This is a genomic window from Bacillus sp. GM2 (genome assembly GCF_056155945.1).
This window is the reverse complement of the sequence record NZ_JBRKSZ010000008.1, coordinates 162,543-180,978: the sequence shown is the minus strand read 5'-3', so window position 1 is coordinate 180,978 and position 18,436 is coordinate 162,543. Positions and strand designations below refer to the sequence as shown.

Here is an 18,436-nt window from a genome sequence, read left to right as displayed (position 1 = left end):
CATTGTCATTCCATTTAACAACAGGTTTTTTGAGTTTGCTTTGAAAAAGTACGGCAGAGTCCTTGGAAACAACATTGTTTGAAAGTTATTATAATAAATAGAAGAAAATATTTTTAAGAATTCCTCTCGTGTGTATACGTCAATAAATACTTGGTTTTTCACATTTTTTTAAAATACTCACCTTCCTCCTCATCTGAAAGATCTCCATCTAAAGCCATTGTTAACTTACCAATTTCAATATCCGTGATAAGGTTTAAATTAATATTGGAAGCACTCTTTTTACTAGGGAGATCTAATACGGCTAAGTATTTGACATCAGATTGTCCACTAGCTTTTTGAATCTGGTAAATAAAATGCCTTAATCTGTTTTGCACATCTTCAGATTCTTATAAGTGTATTTTTAGATTAAATGCTACCAATAATCTTTCATCAACAAAATTAATTAAAATTAGCCTTTGCAAATCAGTAATATGTCCATTAATAGGATCCTGTTCAAATCCTAATCGTATACAAATATTGTTGATCCGCATTTAACCAATTTAGTTTGTTTTGTCATTACTGAATCTTCCTTCAATCCAATGAAGTAATACATTTTTTGATACTTTGATCCGCTTTCAGATATTGATCACATGAAATCTGCCGGAATGAACAAGTTCATATGCTTATTTTCTTCCAATTCCAAGTATTGTTTGGATATCAGAAACATTAACGATTTCTGGATAATCATCAAATTACTTGTGCATATTTAATTAGCTCCTTGGGTTATTAATATAATATGGAAGCATGGCTATTTCTCTTTTTCACCATTCCAAATCATACTCGATATGGGGACAGGAGGCGGAGAATTTTTATCCAAATTGGGACCGCTTCCTTCGTCAGCATATGCTACTGAATGTTATTTCCCTAATGTGCCAGTGGCAAAGGAACGATTGACGCCTTTAGAGGTTCAGGTCGTTCAAATTGATAATGATGAAGATTCTTCCTTTTGAATCTGGCCAATTTGACTTGATCATCAATAAACACAAGTCATATTCAATTCAAGAGGTTAGGAGAATCCTTTCAAAAGGAGGACTCACTCAGCAAGTCGGCGGGCTTGATTGCCAAAAAATAAATGAAAAACTTGGCGCGCCGCTAAATGAAGAATTTAAGGATTAGAACTTGAAAACAGCGTTAAAAAAAATAGAAAAGCATGATTTTAAGATTTTAAAAAGTTGAGAAGAGTTTCCGACTCAAAGGTTTTATGATATTAGGGCTCTGGTCTATTATTTAAAAGCCATTCCCTAGCAAGTACCGGTTTTTGAAGTGAGTCAATACGAGGAAGAATTATATACGATTCACCAAATGATTACAGAAAAGGGTTATTGTGATGCAACACAGCACCGTTTTATCATTTTAGCGAGAGGGATGTAAGCTGTTCTTGTGCGAATTGTCAACACATTTATATATGAGTCTTTTCTAGGCAATGGATTGCGGTCAGCGGCATTGTATCCATTGCCTTTTTATATTTTTGAAGATGAATCTATTACAGTTCCGAACTGGACCGCTTGTTCTTTAAAAGGTGCGTGTCAACTGTGGTGTCATGGATGCTATGTAACATGATGGTGACCTGATCCAACACTTAAAGCAAACATATGAGGATGTATATGATCGCCATTAGGAAATAATTGTAGGCCATTAGACTTAGGAAAAATTCCTTCTTTCAAAAAAACCAAAATAAATGTTGACGCTTTCATAAAACCGATATATACTTTAATCAAATCCAATATTGATAAATTAGACATGTGACTGGTCATGCAGGCAGGATCTAAAACCGATAAATTTTTTAATTTGTCGGTTTGGGTCCTTTTTTTATTGCCTAAATATAGGTCTCATGTTTCAGAAAAGGGGGAGAAACAGTGAATTACACACAAACAGCAAGAGACGTATTGCAGCATGTAGGCGGTAAAGAGAATATTGCCCACTTGGAGCATTGTTCGACACGACTCCGTTTTACACTGATTGATCAAAACAAGGCGGATGTACCGGCACTTGAGAAAACACCAGGTGTCATCGCTGTCCGTATGTCGGGCCAATGCCAGGTTGTGATTGGAAACGATGTCATCGAAGTCTATGAGAAATTGACCGGCCTTCTCGGCGGATCATCTTCTGGACATAATGGGTCTTCCAATCAGCCAAAGGAAAAGCGAAAGATGGGGACTGTACTTTTAGACTTTATTGTTGGCGTTTTTCAACCGCTTGTTCCAGCCATTGCGGGTGGAGGGATTTTAAAATCGTTTCTCCTCCTCTTCTCGTTATTCGGATTAATTGATGCCAAAGGGCAAACGTATCAAATATTAAATATGGTTGGCGATGCGCCGCTTTACTTCCTGCCATTGCTGGTAGCGGTGACAACAGCCAATAAGCTAAAAGTGAATCCGCTTGTTGCATTATCGGCAGTCGGCGCTCTTATTCTGCCAAACATGACGTCTATGCTGACAGAAGGCGCTCAATTATTTTCATTTGATTTGAAAAATATTGCGTATGCCTATCAGGTGTTTCCGGCGATATTATCTGTCCTCTTGTATGCACAGATGGAAAAATGGTTTACTCGTATTTCGCCAAAACCGATTCGAATTTTCTTCGTACCGATGATGTCATTGGTTATTACAGTTCCGATCACTCTCCTGTTGCTGGGACCAATCGGTTTTACAGCTGGGCAAGGCTTAACAGCAATCATCCTTGCTATGTTTGACAAAGTGGGCTGGGTTGCGGTTGCGATCCTGGCAGCAGTCCTTCCATTTATGGTCGCATCAGGGATGCACAAAGCGATGGTGCCTTACGCTGTAACAACAATGGGCAATCTCGGAAAAGAAGCACTTTACTTGCCTGCATCACTTGCACACAATCTCGCCGAAAGCGGGGCGTGTTTCGCAATTGCCCTTCGTACAAAAGATAAAGTGCTTCGTTCAACTGCCATTTCTGCAGGGATTTCCGCATTCTTTGGCATTACCGAACCGGCATTATACGGGGTGACACTGCAAAATAAACGTGTGCTTAGCAGTGTCATGATCGGTTCTTTCATCGGCGGTATCTTCATTGGACTTGTCGGACTTCAAGCGTTTGTTCTTGTTGGACCTGGTCTTGCAAGTATGTCGATGTTCATATCTGACGAGCTTCCACGCAACTTTATGTTTGCAGTTATCGGTTTTGGCATCTCATTTGTTGTTGCTTTTGCTGCTGCCTTTATTTTAGGAAGAGATCGAAAGACAGAAGAAACGGAAAAAGCAGCAGAGCAAGGTGTTTTCGCTGAAAAACTTGGCGCAGATGAGACATTCAAAAGTCCAGTCATCGGTCAAATGATTTCACTATCTGATGTAGAAGATGACATATTTTCTTCAAAGGTAATGGGAGAGGGAATTGCCATTATTCCTTCAAAGGGTGAACTATATGCACCGGTAGATGGCGAGATTTCCCTTCTCTTTGAAACAAACCATGCGCTCGGCATGAAAACAGCAAACGGAGTTGAGGTTCTTTTCCATATTGGGATTGACACCGTTCAGCTAGAGGGCAAGTTCTTTAAACCATTGGTGCAAGCAGGGGATCAAGTCAAAGCAGGTGATCTGCTCATTCAATTTGACGTGGAAAAAATTAAAGAAGCAGGTTATGATCCAGTTACACTAGCAGTTATTACGAATACGGATCAATATGATATAAAAGTAACGCAATTAAAAGAGGTCAATCGTCAAGATACGTTGATGGTTGTTACACAATTAGGAGGGTAATCATGATGACAAAGACAAAAGGATTTCCGAAAGGTTTTTTATGGGGCGGTGCGATTGCCGCAAACCAGGCAGAAGGCGCTTGGAATGTTGATGGAAAAGGACCGTCTGTTGCAGATATTGCCATGTACCGTTCGAATTTGAGTGTAGAAGATTACGAAGGACATCTTGCTGTTACTTCTGAAAACATTGAACGCGCAATGAAAGACCCGGACGTAAAAAAATATCCGAAGCGCAGAGGCATTGACTTTTATCATCACTATAAAGAAGATTTGGCTCTCTTTGCAGAAATGGGCTTTAAAACATTGCGTATATCGATTGCATGGAGCCGAATTTTCCCGACAGGGGAAGAAGCTGAGCCGAACGAGAAAGGCCTTCAGTTTTATGACCGTCTGTTTCAAGAAATGAAAAAACATAACATTGAACCGATCGTGACTCTATCACATTATGAAATGCCATTAGCACTTAGTGTGAAATACAACGGATGGGTTGAAAGAAAAGTGATCGACCTCTTTGTGAAATTCGCCAATGTGTGTTTTGAACGCTATAAAGATGTTGTGAAATATTGGCTTACCTTTAATGAAATAGACAGTATACATCGCCATTCTTTCATTACAGCGGGAATCATTCCTGACCGCTGTCCTGAAGGAAAAATAGAGGAAACGGTTTATCAAGCATTGCACCATCAATTTGTGGCATCCGCTCTTGTGACTGCAGATTGTCATCGCATCATTCCCGGCAGTCAGGTGGGATGTATGCTAACGAAACTCACGACATACCCGCACACTTGTCATCCGAATGATGTTGAACGCGCACTGAAGCAAAACCTTGATAACTATTTCTATGCAGATGTTCAAGTGTTTGGCGAATATCCGCCATTGATCAAACGCATGCTGGAACGAAAAAATATCAATATTAAGATGGAAGCGGACGATCTTGCCATTTTGAAAGAACATACGGTAGACTTCATTTCATTTAGTTACTATATGTCCCTGACAGAATCTGCACAGGAAGGGCTGGAAAAAACAGATGGCAATACAATTCGCGGTGTGAAAAATCCATATTTGCCTGCAACAGATTGGGGTTGGCAAATCGATCCGGTCGGTTTAAAAATTTCGCTCATTGAATTGTATGATCGCTATCAAAAACCTCTTATTATTGTGGAGAACGGCATGGGTGCGAAAGATGTTGTTGAAAGCGATGGATCGATCCATGACGATTATCGCATTAACTATTTCAGAGAACATTTCCGTCAGATGAAAGAAGCCATTGAAGAAGGTGTTGATCTCTTTGGATATACGAGCTGGGGATCCATTGACATTATTAGTGCGGGAACATCTCAAATGTCCAAACGATATGGGTTTATCTATGTTGATCAAGATGACGATGGCAACGGCACATTGAAGCGCTCACGTAAAGATTCATTCTACTGGTATAAGAAAGTGATTGAGACAAACGGAGAAGTATTAGACTAAAAAACCGCATTCATGAAAAGGTGATGGCGATGTTTAAAATAAAAAAAGTTTTAAACTCGAGTGTGGTACTGGCTGAAGATCAGAACCGACAGGAGATGGTTTTATGCGGCAGGGGCATCGGTTACGGACGAAAACCTGGGAATATGATTGAAGAAAAACAGGCTGATCAAGTGTTTATGCCAGTAGACAATATGAAGGCAAAGGAATTTCTCCAACTGTTGGATTCAATACCGCAAGAATTTATTGAATTAACACAGCAAATTGTTCATTATGCAGAAGAAAAATTAAAAACAAAGCTAAATTCCGGTGTATACTTCACATTAATGGATCACTTGAATTTTGCAGTAGAGCGTTATAAAAAGAACATCAATATTACGAATCGCGTCTACTGGGAAATTAAAAACTACTATACAGAAGAGTTTGAGGCAGGGAATTATGCGCTGCAGCTCATCAATGAAACACTCGGGATCCAATTGCCGAAAGAGGAAGCGGCAAATATTGCGTTCCACTTAATTAATGCATTAGGAGAAGAAACAGAATCAAAAAATGGAATGAAGTATGCAAAAATGATCGGGAGCATTGTCAATCTTGTCCGTTACACATTAAATATGAAATGGGATCAAGAAAATATTCATTACAGCCGATTTATCACACACGTTAAATTTTTCGTTGAAAGATTTTACGCTGATAAATTGCTGGCAGATCAGGAGAATGAATTGTTTGAGCAAATTGCTAATTTATATCCGCAAGCAATGGATGTAGCTTTCAAAATCAAGGATTATATCAAACAGGTACACGGAATCGTCATTCCGAACGATGAACTAACTTACTTGGCTGTTCATATTCATCGATTGATTTCTTATCAACAATTAAAATAAACTAGAACCACTTGCCTCTTTGGAAGGCGAGTGGTTTCTTGTTTTTGGAAAAAGAAGGAGCGCTTCTGTTTATAGGCCAGATGTGTTGATTGATCTATACCAACAGTTAAAATTGATAGCAAAAGGCTTTTTCCTCAATCGAGAAAGGTCTCATATCGAATTGTTGACAAAAACATAACACTAATTGACAAAAGGTCATTACAAAAATTTACACATGTGATAAGATCATTTTACAGATAGAGAACAATCTTAAAGAGAAAGAGGGGGGTTCGGCATGAGCAAGGTCGCTTCAGAGGTGGTTGCGGGGGTGTTGAACGAATTCCATTTGGCCATTAAAAAGCATGATATTGAGCAGGCAAAGCATCTTTTTGATGAGGCGAAGTCGATGTTTTCCGAGATGGAAGAGGATCAGAATGTGCTGGCTTATTTTTCGCTTCTTGAGGAGCGGTACCGGATGATGCTTTATGATGCGAGGGGAGAGCGGCTGCCGCGGGAGTCTTACTTTAATGATTCGCAGATCGAGTGCATGGAGCAGACGGATCATATGATCGATTATTATTTCTACTTTTTTGAGGCGATGCATGAAGCGTACAACAAGAATGTTGAGCGAGCGATCAGCCTGTACAAGGTTGCCGAGAAAAAACTAGCAAAGGTGCCCGATCAGATCGAAGCGGCCGAGTTTTATTTTAAAGTGTCCTGGCTGTATATGTCTCTCCGGCAAAATGCGGTTTCTCTCAATTATGCGAGAGACGCGATGAATATTTACAAAATGCATGGCGGGTACGAAAAAAAGCTGGCGATTTCCCAGGTTGTGATGGGGACAAATTACATGCAGATGCAGCGCTTTCAAGATGCGGAGAAGTACTTTGAAGAATCGATTGAAATTTCCAAAAAGATTGACGATTCGTTTTTAGAAGCGATGCTTCACCACAATATCAGCATTCTGTATTCCAATTCCGGCCGGTCTCAGGAATGCATTCTCGCCGTCCAGCATGCTTTGAGCAACCCCGCATGGTGCGAGTCAAGCTACTATATCAACTCGCTTTACATGCTGATCAGAGAGTTTTTCAAAATCGGCGAAACAGAAGCGGCCCTGTTCTATTATAAAAAAGGACAGGAGGAATTAAAGAAAAACGGGAATAAGCATTATGAAAAGAAAATAAATATTATTTATGAGCTGTATTGCCATGAAAACGTCAAAAGCATCAAAGACGACATCGATTCCTTGGACGAGATGAATGATTTAGACGGTGTCTGTGACCTTTCATTGCTCATCTCAAGCTATTTCGAGAAAAAAGGAGATTTCAAGGAAGTGCTGGAATTTGTTAAAATATTCATGAAAGCCGAAAACAAAATGAGATCATTAGGGAGTGAGGTATTGTCATGAAAAAATTGATTCTTTGCTTGTCGTTAACTGCTATGGTCTTAGGCGGAGCAGCTTTATCCCAAAGCCACAATCAGGCGTCAGGCGGCGTTCAAACAGCTGAGCTGCCGGTTGGGGGTTAATGTTCGCTGAAGTCCTTTTTACAGGGCTTCTTTTTTAAAGCCATGAAATGGGGTGCGATGACAGTGAATCTGCAAGAGCATGATATATAAAAACCTTCCATATTCGCGAGAGGCCCTCCAATCGTTTAAAACATATTTAAACTTCAAAATTGGAGGGGAATATCATGAATGACAAAACATTTCTTTCATATTTAAAACACGCAGATAAGCCTTTCAGCGGCTGGGATTTTTCTTTCATTGATGAAACGGGAAGAATGAAAAGCGACCTGCTTTCATGGTCATACGGAAGCATGGCTCTGTCTCTTATACAAGATTCCAAATCCATGCTCGATATGGGGACAGGCGGCGGAGAGTTTTTATCGAAATTGGGGCCGTTTCCTTCGTCAGCATACGCTACGGAATGTTATTTGCCAAATGTGCCAATCGCAACGGAACGATTGACGCCTTTAGGGGTTCAGGTCGTTCAAATTGATGATGATGAAGCTCTTCCATTTGAATCTGGCCAATTTGACCTGATCATCAATAAACACGAATCATATTCAGCACAAGAGGTGAGGAGAATCCTTTCAAAAGGAGGACTGTTCTTCACTCAGCAAGTTGGCGGGCATGATTGCGAAGAAATAAATGAAAAACTTGGTGTGCCGCTAAATGAAGAATTTAAGGATTGGAACTTGGAAAAAGCGTTAAAAGAAATAGAAATGCATGATTTTAAGATTTTAAAAAGCAGGGAAGAGTGTCCGGTTCAAAGGTTTTATGATATTGGGGCTCTGGTCTATTATTTGAAAGCCATTCCCTGGCAGGCGCCCGGTTTTGAAGTGAATCAATACAAGGATGAATTGTATGCGATTCATAAAATGATTAAAGAAAAGGGTTATTTTGACGTTACACAGTACCGGTTTATGATTTTAGCGGAAGCGATTTAGATTTTGATCAAAGATTGTGCCTAAGAAGGGTGTCTCATATTATATGGTGGCATCCTTTTTTTCGTAAAGCCAGTTATTTATCCATACATCAGGAGGAAAAGCGATGTCATCCCAAACTGTTACCAATTATTTTCTCGATAGTGCGGCTGAGTCTATTATGCGTTGATTGTTATGGTGCTTGCTTTTTATTGCATTCGTTCATTTGTCCGGAATCGTGTTTGTGATTGCCGGAATCTTTGTCACGGTTGTAAAGAAAGGCAGCGGAACTCGCGTCTTAGGGCGGATTTCCAAAAAAATGTCGTAAATTCGATGCATCAATTTGATGAAATCGCCCGGCCCTGCGGTATAATAGATTTTGTGAATGAAAGATTCAATGTTGAAAGAGAGTGGTTACATCATGGGCCGTAAATGGAACAATATAAAAGAGAAGAAAGCGTCCAAGGATGCGAATACAAGCCGAATCTACGCCAAGTTCGGCCGCGAAATCTATGTGGCGGCAAAGCAGGGAGAGCCCGATCCCGAACTGAACCAGTCGCTGAAATTCGTGCTTGAGCGCGCCAAAACATACAATGTCCCGAAAGCGATTATTGAGAGGGCGATCGAAAAAGCGAAGGGCGGCTCTGAGGAAAATTACGACGAGCTGCGTTATGAAGGTTTCGGTCCGAACGGAGCGATGGTGATCGTCGATGCGTTGACAAACAACGTCAACCGCACGGCTGCCGATGTGCGCTCCACATTTGGCAAAAACGGCGGAAACATGGGTGTGAGCGGATCTGTCGCTTACATGTTTGATCCGACGGCCGTCATCGGCTTTGAAGGCAAAACGGCTGATGAGACGCTCGAATTATTGATGGAAGCGGATATTGATGTCCGTGATATTTTAGAAGAAGACGATGCGGTGATCGTCTATGCCGAACCCGATCAGTTCCACGCCGTACAGGAGGCGCTGCAAAACGCCGGCATCACAGAGTTCACGGTGGCCGAGCTGACCATGCTCGCGCAAAATGACGTCGCCCTTCCAGAGGATGCGCGCGCACAGTTTGAAAAGCTGATTGACGCGCTGGAAGATTTGGAAGACGTTCAGCAAGTTTACCATAATGTCGATTTAGGGGCGTAAAAAGAAATCGTGAAGTAAAAAGATAGATGAACAGGCGAAAGTCTGTTTTGTCTATCTTTTTTTATTTGTAAAGTTAATTTGACACCCAATTTTTTGTTAAGTATACTTTACGTATAGTAAACTTTACATTCCAATGGAGGAAAGATGAAAACGTTAATAAAGGAAAAGCGCACTTCGCTGAACATGACACAAGAAGAACTGGCTAAAAGGCTCGATGTGTCAAGGCAAACGGTGATTTCCCTTGAAAAGGGGAAGTATAAACCTTCACTTGTTCTGGCGCATAAACTGGCTCAAATTTTTGAATGTCTGATTGAAGATTTATTTATTTTTGAGGGGGATGAAAATATTGACTGAAACGATGACAAACACACTGATCGCTTTAGCAGGTTTAGGAATAGGCGTGCTTGGGATCGCAATGATTTACAGTGTAAACAGACGGATTGGAAAAAAAGAGAGGCTGTTCGATGAACGCCAGCAGAAAATTAATTATCAGGCTAAGGCGCTTTCCTGGAACATTACAATGGCGGCTATTTTAATTGCCTGGGCAGCGGCAATCATTTTCCAAGGGATTTCCTTTTCATTTTTCTTAATAACAGGTTTATATATCCTGCAATGTTTATCAATGCTGATCACAACCGTTTACCTTGCGCAGAAAAACTAAGATGTACTGTTCCCCTTTGCATCCGGATTTTACCGATTTATCGGTAAAATCTTTTTTTATATCCAAAAGACCCATAAGACTGAATTTTCTTGAAAGACTGCCGATACATAAGATGTAGTCTAACTTTTCCCAAAACTGTTTGATAGGAGATGGACTGAATGATTCAAATGACTGACCTCAACCGTCAATACATAGGAGGGGAATGGAGAGACGGCCAAAGTGAAAGCGTATTGGACGATCTGAATCCTTTTACCCATAAAACGATTACCTCTTTTCGGAAAGCAACGCGGGAGGATGTCGATGCGGCGTACAAAGCTGCGCTTGAGGCGAAAAAGAAATGGGATAACGTCAATCCCTATGAAAAAAGGGCGATTTTAGAAAAAGCCGCGGCTTATATTGAAGACAATAAAGAAGCGATCGTGTACCTCATTATGGAGGAACTTGGCGGAACACGGCTGAAAGCGGCTTTTGAAATCGATCTTGTCGTCAATATGATCAAAGAAGCGGCAGGTTTCCCGCTCAAAATGGAAGGAAAAATTCTCCCTTCACCGGTTGATGGGAAAGAAAATCGGATATACCGCATTCCGGCGGGAGTGGTCGGCGTCATCAGCCCGTTCAACTTTCCGTTCTTTTTATCTGTAAAATCGGTTGCGCCTGCGCTTGGCGCCGGGAACGGCGTTGTTTTAAAGCCGCATGAAGAAACACCGATTTGCGGCGGCACGCTGATTGCAAAGATTTTTGAAGAAGCCGGTCTTCCGAAGGGACTGCTGAATGTCGTCGTTACAGATATCGGGGAAATCGGCGACAGCTTTGTTGAGCATCCGATACCGAGAATCATCTCGTTTACCGGGTCAACGAAGGTCGGCAGCTATATCGGGCAGCTGGCGATCAAACATTTCAAAAAACCGCTGCTTGAACTCGGCGGAAACAGCGCATTGATCGTTCTTGAGGATGCCGATTTGGAATACGCCGTCAATGCCGCAGCTTTCAGCCGCTTCACACATCAGGGGCAAATTTGCATGTCGGCCAACCGGATTCTCGTTCAAAAAGAAGTGTATCCGGAATTTTTAAAGCTGTTCAGCCAAAAAATCTCCGGGTTTAAAACGGGTGATCCTCTGGATCCTGAAACCGTTATCGGCCCAGTCATTAATGAACGCCAAGCTGAACATTTAAGAAAATCGATTGAAAAAGGAATCGAAGAAGGCGCCACACCGCTTCTGAAAGGCGATATTAAAGGCAATCTCGTCGAGCCGACGATTCTTGCGGATGTCACGTCTGACATGTCTGTCGCCAAGGAAGAGCTGTTCGGCCCGGTTGTATGCGTCATGCCGTTTGAGACCGAAGCAGAAGCGGTTGAGATCGCGAATGACACTTCGTTCGGACTGAGCGGAGCCCTACACACGGGAAATGTGGAGCGCGGCGTTGCCATCGCAAAGCAAATCGAGACGGGCATGATCCATGTCAATGACACGACGATCAACGACGAGCCGCATGTCGCTTTCGGCGGTGAAAAGCAATCGGGGATCGGAAGACTGAACGGCGAGTGGAGCCTTGACGAATTTACGACATTAAAATGGATATCCGTTCAGCACCAGAAAAGGATTTTTCCATATTAAAAGGAGGATTTGATACATGAATGAAGTAGTAAAAACGGACATCCACCCGCTGCTGGATGCTTTTGTGAAAGTGGCGCCGTTTCTGAATCAGCTGATTCAGGACGATGTGACAGTGGGGATTTACGATACCGAAAAGCTGATCGTCAACATTCCGGGAAAGACATTTTCCCTTGATGTCAAAGCGGGTGATCCTTTGCAGGAAGGCGATATTATTACAGACGCCATCCGCCAAAACAAAAAGAAAGTGAGCATGGTGCCTAAGGAGCTGTTCGGCTTCCCTCTTGCGGCGAGAGCGATCCCGCTCCATGACGAGAACGGAAGGGTAATCGGCGGAGTCGGACTCGGCACGAGTCTTGAAAAATCGGATCAGCTTCACCGCGTCGCGGAAAGCCTGTCGGTCATCGTCGAGCAAACGGCCTCAGCCATTCAGGATATCGCCGAATCTGTCAGCGGATTTTCCGGACAAATGTCCGACATTTCCAAGCAGGCGAAAGAAGTCAGTGAAAGCGCCGGAGAAATCGAGAAAATTTCAGTCACCGTAAAAGGCATTTCAGATCAAAGCAACCTGCTCGGACTGAACGCGGCGATTGAAGCGGCGAGAGCCGGTGAATCAGGAAAAGGGTTCTCCGTTGTCGCCGACGAAATCCGCAAGCTTGCGACACACTCAAAAGAAAACGTCGGGCAGATTGACCAAATCACGAAAAAAATCCACGCGTTATTGAAAGACCTTGAGCATTCGATTGAAGTCATCAATGAACATACGAGCGGCCAGGCCGCCGGCGTTGAACAAATTTCCGCCACCATGCAGGAGATCAGCAGCAACGCGCAAAACCTCGCCAAGATGGCGGAACATCATTTTGAAGACTAGAACATTTACAAGCCCGTCGGCAAAACTGGCGGGATTTTCTCATATTTTCAATTATTAAAATTTTATTTTAAATTTTTTAGAGGAATTTTCCCCGGGCGAAGCGAAAGTGATGAATGGGAAATCGCTTTCAAAGGGGGAAGGGGTAAATGAGAGTATATACACCGACTAAACTGACCGGATTGTTATTGGGGCCGATCAGTTTTTTGCTGATTCTCGGCTTGATACCGGAAGCTGAGCTGGCTTATGCGCCGCGGATCGTTCTTGCGGTTACAGCTTGGACGGCCGCCTGGTGGATTACGGAAGCCGTGCCGATTCCGGCGGCATCGCTCTTGCCAGTCATTTTGCTGCCGACATTGGGCGGTTTAGATATGGAAGCGACGGCCAAAGCATACGGCGATCCGATTGTGTTTATGTATATGGGGGGATTTATCATTGCGATCGCCATCGAAAAATGGAATCTTCATAAACGGATGGCCTTGCATATTTTGAAGCGGATCGGGACTGAAAGCCATCGAATCGTGCTCGGCGTGATGGCGGCGACGGCGTTTTTATCGATGTGGATTTCGAATGCTGCGACCGCTTTGATGATGCTTCCCGTAGCGCTTGCAGTTATTAAAGAAGTGCAGGAAAAAGAAATTTTAAAAGGCGAATCGCTGCAGAAGTTCAGCAAAAGCATTTTGCTGGCTGTCGCGTATGCGGCTTCGATCGGCGGACTTGCCACATTGGTCGGTTCCGTGCCGAATGCGGTCTTTGCCGCGATGTCCAAACAGATGCTCAATCACGAAATTATGTTTTTTGAGTGGTTTTTATTCGGGTTCCCGGTTTCCGTTCTGTTTCTTGCCATTTTATATGTTTATTTAACGAAAATAAAATTTAAAGTGAGCACTTTTCAAGGAAAAAAGCCTGATTTTATCGATCATGATTTAAAGGCGCTTGGCGCAATGACGAGGGAGGAAAAATCGGTTTTTGCCGTTTTTTTGTTGACCGCATGTTTGTGGATGTTCAAATTCATCCTGCCGTTTCAAATTTCAGATACGGCGATCGCGATTTTCGGAGCGGTTTTGCTGTTTTTAATTCCGAGTACAGAGGATGAACGGATTTTGGAATGGAAGGATATGCAGACACTGCCATGGGGGCTGCTTCTGTTGTTTGGAGGCGGCTTGTCGCTTGCAGCCGGTTTTTCGGCGACCAATCTGACGGCGTGGATCAGCGGCAAGCTCAAGCTGTTGGAAGGCCACCCTTACTTATTAGTGCTGATTATTTTGACGGCTGCGATTTTATTTATGACCGAAATCATGTCTAATACGGCTGTCGCCAATATGGTGATTCCGATGACGATCGGCCTTGGCGCCGCGCTTCAGGTCGAGCCGTACGGGCTGATGGCGGCAGCTGCGCTTGCTTCATCATGCGCCTTTATGCTCCCGATCTCCACCCCGCCGAATGCCGCCGTCTTCAGCGCCAATCTGCTGACGATGAAGGATATGGTCAGGGCGGGCTTTTGGCTCAATATGGCAGGTGTCGTCTTGATCGTGATCAGCGTATATTTCTGGCTTCCGGCCGTCTTCCTGTAATGTCCGTGAAAAAGCTCTCACTAGTTTTCTCGCATCATCTGCATTAAAATAAGGTTATGACATTACGTTAGGATTGGTAGACAGATGAGCATTTTTAAAGCGGAAGGTTTATATAAAACTTACGGAGATAAAACATTATTTGACCATATATCGTTCCATATCGAAGAAAACGAACGGATCGGCTTGATCGGACCGAACGGAATGGGAAAAAGCAGTTTGCTGAAAGTGATCGCAGGCCATGAATCGACCGAAAAAGGAGATATCACCAAGCCCGGCAGCCTCCATATCGAGTACTTGGATCAGGATCCTGATTTGGACGGCCCGGAAACCGTGCTTGAGCACATTTATTCGGGAGATTCCGTGATGATGCGGACGATGAGGGCGTATGAGCAGGCGCTTCAGGAGCTGAATGCTTCGCCTGATGATCCGAAAAAGCAGGAAAACCTGCTGGCGGCACAGGGGAAAATGGACGAACACGGCGCCTGGGACGCGAATACGGCGGCAAAAACGATTTTAACGAAGCTTGGCGTCGCGGATGTGGCAAAAGAAGTGAGCTCGCTATCAGGAGGGCAAAAAAAGCGGGTTGCGATCGCAAAAACATTGATTCAGCCTGCTGACCTCCTCATTTTGGATGAGCCGACAAACCACCTTGACAATGAAACGATCGAATGGCTTGAAGGCTATTTGAGCGGGTACCCGGGCTCGGTCGTTCTCGTCACCCATGACCGCTATTTTTTAAACCGGGTGACAAACAGGATCTATGAACTGGATCGCGGGCGCCTATACACATACAAAGGGAACTACGGAGTGTTTTTGGAAAAGCGGGCCGAAAGAGAAGCGCTCGTCGAACAAAGCGAAACGAAGCGGCAAAACCTTCTCCGCAGGGAGCTTGCCTGGCTGAGAAGGGGAGCTAAAGCCCGTTCGACAAAACAAAAAGCAAGAATCCAGCGGGTGGAGGAACTAAAGGAACAAGATGCGCCTGAAACCGGTTCTTCCCTTGATTTCGCCATCGGCTCCCACCGTCTCGGCAAGCAGGTGATTGAAGCTGAAGGTGTTGACATCAGCCGCGGCGGCAATCAGCTTGTCCGTTCATTCGATGAACTGATTGTGCCGGGGGACCGGATCGGCATCATCGGACCGAACGGGATCGGCAAAACAACGCTTTTAAACGCGCTTGCCGGCCGCGTCAAGCCTGATGGAGGGCAGATCACGATCGGCCAGACTGTAAGAATCGGATACTATACACAGGATCACAGCGAAATGAACGATGCGCTGCAGGTCGTCGAATACATTAAGGAGACGGCTGAGGTCGTCAAAACGGCCGACGGACAAGTGGTCACAGCTGAGCAGATGCTGGAAAGGTTCCTTTTTCCGCGGAGCATGCAGCGCAACTTGATTCGCAAGCTGTCAGGCGGAGAAAAGAGGCGCCTTTATCTTTTGAAAGTGCTGATGGAAGAGCCGAACGTCCTGTTCCTTGATGAGCCGACAAACGACCTTGATACCGAGACGCTCGGAGTGCTGGAAGATTATTTGGAACAGTTTCCCGGCGTTGTCGTGACCGTTTCCCATGACCGCTATTTCCTTGACCGTGTCGTCGACAGGCTGCTTGTATTTGAAGGCAGCGGAAACGTTTCGCGTTTTCAAGGTTCATACAGCGAATATATGGAGAAGCAAAAGGAGACCAGCCGTCAAAAGCCGGCGCCTGAAGCCGCAGAACCTGCCAAACCTGAGAAAAAGAAAAGAAAGAAGCTGTCTTATAAAGATCAGCTGGAATGGGACGGCATCGAAGACAGAATCGCCGCTCTGGAAGAAAAGCATAAACGGCTTGAAGAGGAAATCGCCGCCGCCGGCAGCGACTTCGCCAAGATTCAGACATTGATGGAAGAGCAGGCGCAAACAGCCGCAGAGCTTGACGAGGCAATGGAGCGTTGGACCGAGCTGTCGCTGATGATCGAGGAGCTGGAACAATTGTAATGGAAGCTGCCGGGAAATCCCGGCAGTTTTTAATTTGTCGGGCTTTTTTCAGCATCGTTATAAAAATAGCCGATTAATTTTTCCTTTAATAAAGACTCCGCCAGACTCAGCTCTCTGTCTTGATGGACGATGAGCCCGTGGGTGGAGACAATCGGAGCAGTCACAGGCAGCAGTTTGAATTGCTTGGCTTCAAGTTCTTGTTTGACGGCGATTTCAGGAATGAAGGCAAAGCCGATGCCGCATTTTACCGCCTCTTTGATCATGGCGATGCTTGGGTACTCCAGGGCGCTGTTTCCTTCAATCCCGGCATCTTGCAATAATCTGCCCGCTTTTGTGTGGTAGACGCAGCTTGTGCCGAAGCTGATGAATGTTTCACGACTAAGAGCGCCAAGGCTCTCAGTTTCAACCTTTTCAGCGAGATCATTGGAAGCGATGAACACCAGCTTTTCTTCGAGCAAAGGGGTAAAAAGGATGTCGGGCCTATTCGGATTTTGCGGTACGATTCCGAAATCGACGGCATGATTTTGCACCTGCTGAACGATATCGTGCTGAAACCCGTTTTCCAATTGCAATCTAATCTTTGGATATTCTTTAATAAAATCCCGGATCAGGAGAGACGTGCGCGTCAGAAAAAACGATTCCTGCATGCGGATGCGGACGGTTCCTTGCGGCTGATCCAGTTCATTCATCGCTTCTTCCAAGGTGCTGCCTAAATGAATAAATTGATAGGCATATTTACTTAGCTTCAAACCGGCCGGTGTCGGCTTCACACCTCTTGACAGCCGGTGAAACAAACGCTGTCCGCAAGCCTGCTCCAAAAGCTGAATATGGCTGGTGACTGTCGACTGTACATACCCCAGCCGATCAGCGGCGTGGCTGAAGTTTTTTTCTTCCATGACGGCGATGAAGGTTTTAAAAAATTTACCCTCTAAAAGCTCAATCATAGCTTGTCATCTCCTTGATATCGAAAATCAAAATGATTTCTATCGTAATCATTCATAAGTAAAATGTCTCTCCCCATGATATCGTAGGTTTTGCAAGAATAAAAGAAAAATTGAGGAGGAAAACAATGAAAAGAACGAGAGGATTCAGACTTGGCGTGTACATTTTCAAGGATGCTGAAATCATCGACTATGCCGCCCCATACGGAGTGTTTTCAGTGGCGAGGAGGCTCGATCCTGAACTGGACGCCTTTCTTGTGGCGGATGCGATGAAACCGGTTCAGACGCAAGCCGGGCTTACCGTTCATCCGAATTACAGCTTCAATGACCAGCCAGATATGGATGCTTTCTTAATTCCGGGCGGTTTCGGTACACGACAGGAGACCAACAACAAACGGCTGCATCAGTTTATCCGCTCTCTGCCTGAGTCGACGCTTTTGGTGAGCGTATGTACAGGTTCATGGATTTACGGGCGCATGGGGCTCTTAGACGGGCTTTCCGCCACAAGCCGGAAAGAGCCGGATCGGCTTGAGGCGTCAGAGATGGGGCAAGTACCGATCGACCGCTTGGCGGACATCGCGCCGACCTGCCGCGTCAGCCGGGCGAGAATCGTCGACAGCGGACGGATCATCACCGCCGGGGGAATTGCTTCAGGCATGGAAATGGGCTTTCACTTATTGAGAAGAGCGGGCTATGATGAAAGCTTCATAGAAGAAACAGCGCGTGTTATGGAATATCAAGAGGGGTACAGCCAGTATCAGGATGATATTGAATACGTGCGGAAAGAGAAATAAGTCGAAGCTGCCGGGGAGAACCCGGCAGTTTACAACGGTTCGTCTGCCTGTAAAACGATTTGAAGCAACCCCGGAAAACGGCTGTCCAAGTCCTCTAGGCGAAGCCTAAATAAACCGTTGTGTTCTTTCTATTCTTGTATGAATGACTCCCGATTCCCTAAGGACTTTAAAGTGATGAGACAGGGTTGATTTTGGAATGGGAACGTTAACAGCGCTGCACGATTGTTCGCCGGCTTCTGCAAGATTTTTTATGATTTGAAGTCTGATTTGATCACTGAGGGCGTAAAGAACAGCGGATAAACTGATGTCAGGGCGGTTTGTCTGTTTGCATCGGTATTATACATTTCTTCAATG

At 44.3% G+C, this 18,436-nt stretch carries 16 protein-coding genes and 2 pseudogenes; 15 read left to right on the top strand and 3 right to left on the bottom strand.

The window, feature by feature from the left end; all coding sequences use genetic code 11:
• Nucleotides 1-158: 158 nt before the first annotated feature.
• On the bottom strand, nt 159-374 hold the full coding sequence (locus ACVC9U_RS15730) for a hypothetical protein (protein WP_075755350.1): 216 nt from the start codon (nt 372-374) through the stop codon (nt 159-161).
• A 409-nt stretch (nt 375-783) separates the two neighbouring features.
• Here ACVC9U_RS15730 and ACVC9U_RS15725 point away from each other — a divergent pair.
• From ACVC9U_RS15725 to ACVC9U_RS15660, 14 genes and pseudogenes are all read left to right on the top strand, one after another.
• Nucleotides 784-1,410 (top strand): annotated as a pseudogene (locus ACVC9U_RS15725) (class I SAM-dependent methyltransferase).
• Between the two features lie 485 nt (nt 1,411-1,895).
• On the top strand, nt 1,896-3,761 hold the full coding sequence (locus tag ACVC9U_RS15720) for a beta-glucoside-specific PTS transporter subunit IIABC (protein ID WP_075755352.1): 1,866 nt from the start codon (nt 1,896-1,898) through the stop codon (nt 3,759-3,761).
• A gap of 5 nt (nt 3,762-3,766) precedes the next feature.
• Nucleotides 3,767-5,233 carry a glycoside hydrolase family 1 protein gene (locus ACVC9U_RS15715; protein ID WP_441391282.1) on the top strand — a complete coding sequence of 489 codons (1,467 nt, stop codon included), beginning with the start codon at nt 3,767-3,769 and terminating at the stop codon, nt 5,231-5,233.
• 29 nt (nt 5,234-5,262) lie between these two features.
• Nucleotides 5,263-6,111, top strand: coding sequence for a PRD domain-containing protein (locus ACVC9U_RS15710; protein WP_075755354.1), 849 nt, complete (start codon nt 5,263-5,265; stop codon nt 6,109-6,111).
• Between the two features lie 274 nt (nt 6,112-6,385).
• The gene (locus ACVC9U_RS15705; RefSeq protein WP_441391281.1) at nt 6,386-7,498 is read left to right on the top strand and encodes a Rap family tetratricopeptide repeat protein; all 1,113 of its coding nucleotides are present in this window, start codon (nt 6,386-6,388) and stop codon (nt 7,496-7,498) included.
• The gene (locus ACVC9U_RS15700; RefSeq protein ID WP_011197633.1) at nt 7,495-7,617 is read left to right on the top strand and encodes a PhrK family phosphatase-inhibitory pheromone; all 123 of its coding nucleotides are present in this window, start codon (nt 7,495-7,497) and stop codon (nt 7,615-7,617) included. Before ACVC9U_RS15705 ends, ACVC9U_RS15700 begins: the two co-directional genes overlap by 4 nt.
• 164 nt (nt 7,618-7,781) lie before the next feature.
• Nucleotides 7,782-8,540 carry a methyltransferase domain-containing protein gene (locus tag ACVC9U_RS15695; protein WP_075755358.1) on the top strand — a complete coding sequence of 253 codons (759 nt, stop codon included), beginning with the start codon at nt 7,782-7,784 and terminating at the stop codon, nt 8,538-8,540.
• 397 nt (nt 8,541-8,937) lie between these two features.
• Nucleotides 8,938-9,657 (top strand): YebC/PmpR family DNA-binding transcriptional regulator, encoded by a 720-nt coding sequence (locus ACVC9U_RS15690; RefSeq protein WP_075755362.1) that lies wholly within the window; start codon nt 8,938-8,940, stop codon nt 9,655-9,657.
• A 144-nt stretch (nt 9,658-9,801) separates the two neighbouring features.
• Nucleotides 9,802-10,011 (top strand): helix-turn-helix transcriptional regulator, encoded by a 210-nt coding sequence (locus ACVC9U_RS15685; protein ID WP_020450493.1) that lies wholly within the window; start codon nt 9,802-9,804, stop codon nt 10,009-10,011.
• The gene (locus ACVC9U_RS15680; protein ID WP_441391280.1) at nt 10,004-10,318 is read left to right on the top strand and encodes a DUF2178 domain-containing protein; all 315 of its coding nucleotides are present in this window, start codon (nt 10,004-10,006) and stop codon (nt 10,316-10,318) included. The genes ACVC9U_RS15685 and ACVC9U_RS15680 overlap by 8 nt, the downstream gene beginning before the upstream one ends.
• A gap of 158 nt (nt 10,319-10,476) precedes the next feature.
• Nucleotides 10,477-11,934, top strand: a complete 1,458-nt coding sequence (yfmT, locus tag ACVC9U_RS15675) for a benzaldehyde dehydrogenase (protein ID WP_441391279.1) — start codon at nt 10,477-10,479, stop codon at nt 11,932-11,934.
• Between the two features lie 16 nt (nt 11,935-11,950).
• Entirely contained in the window at nt 11,951-12,802 is an 852-nt protein-coding gene (locus ACVC9U_RS15670) for a methyl-accepting chemotaxis protein (protein ID WP_441391278.1), read from the top strand.
• 146 nt (nt 12,803-12,948) lie between these two features.
• Entirely contained in the window at nt 12,949-14,373 is a 1,425-nt protein-coding gene (locus tag ACVC9U_RS15665; RefSeq protein ID WP_441391277.1) for an SLC13 family permease, read from the top strand.
• Nucleotides 14,374-14,457: 84 nt separating this feature from the next.
• A complete protein-coding gene (locus ACVC9U_RS15660; protein ID WP_441391276.1) occupies nt 14,458-16,347 on the top strand; it encodes an ABC-F family ATP-binding cassette domain-containing protein in 1,890 nt (629 codons plus the stop codon).
• Between the two features lie 29 nt (nt 16,348-16,376).
• On the opposite strand, the gene ACVC9U_RS15655 is transcribed toward ACVC9U_RS15660, so the two are convergent.
• Nucleotides 16,377-17,291 (bottom strand): LysR family transcriptional regulator, encoded by a 915-nt coding sequence (locus tag ACVC9U_RS15655; RefSeq protein ID WP_441391275.1) that lies wholly within the window; start codon nt 17,289-17,291, stop codon nt 16,377-16,379.
• A gap of 125 nt (nt 17,292-17,416) precedes the next feature.
• Here ACVC9U_RS15655 and ACVC9U_RS15650 point away from each other — a divergent pair, with 125 nt between their 5' ends.
• The gene (locus ACVC9U_RS15650; RefSeq protein ID WP_075755015.1) at nt 17,417-18,082 is read left to right on the top strand and encodes a DJ-1/PfpI family protein; all 666 of its coding nucleotides are present in this window, start codon (nt 17,417-17,419) and stop codon (nt 18,080-18,082) included.
• A 29-nt stretch (nt 18,083-18,111) separates the two neighbouring features.
• Here ACVC9U_RS15650 and ACVC9U_RS15645 read toward each other — a convergent pair.
• Nucleotides 18,112-18,388 (bottom strand): annotated as a pseudogene (locus ACVC9U_RS15645) (ArsR/SmtB family transcription factor).
• Nucleotides 18,389-18,436 lie beyond the last annotated feature (48 nt).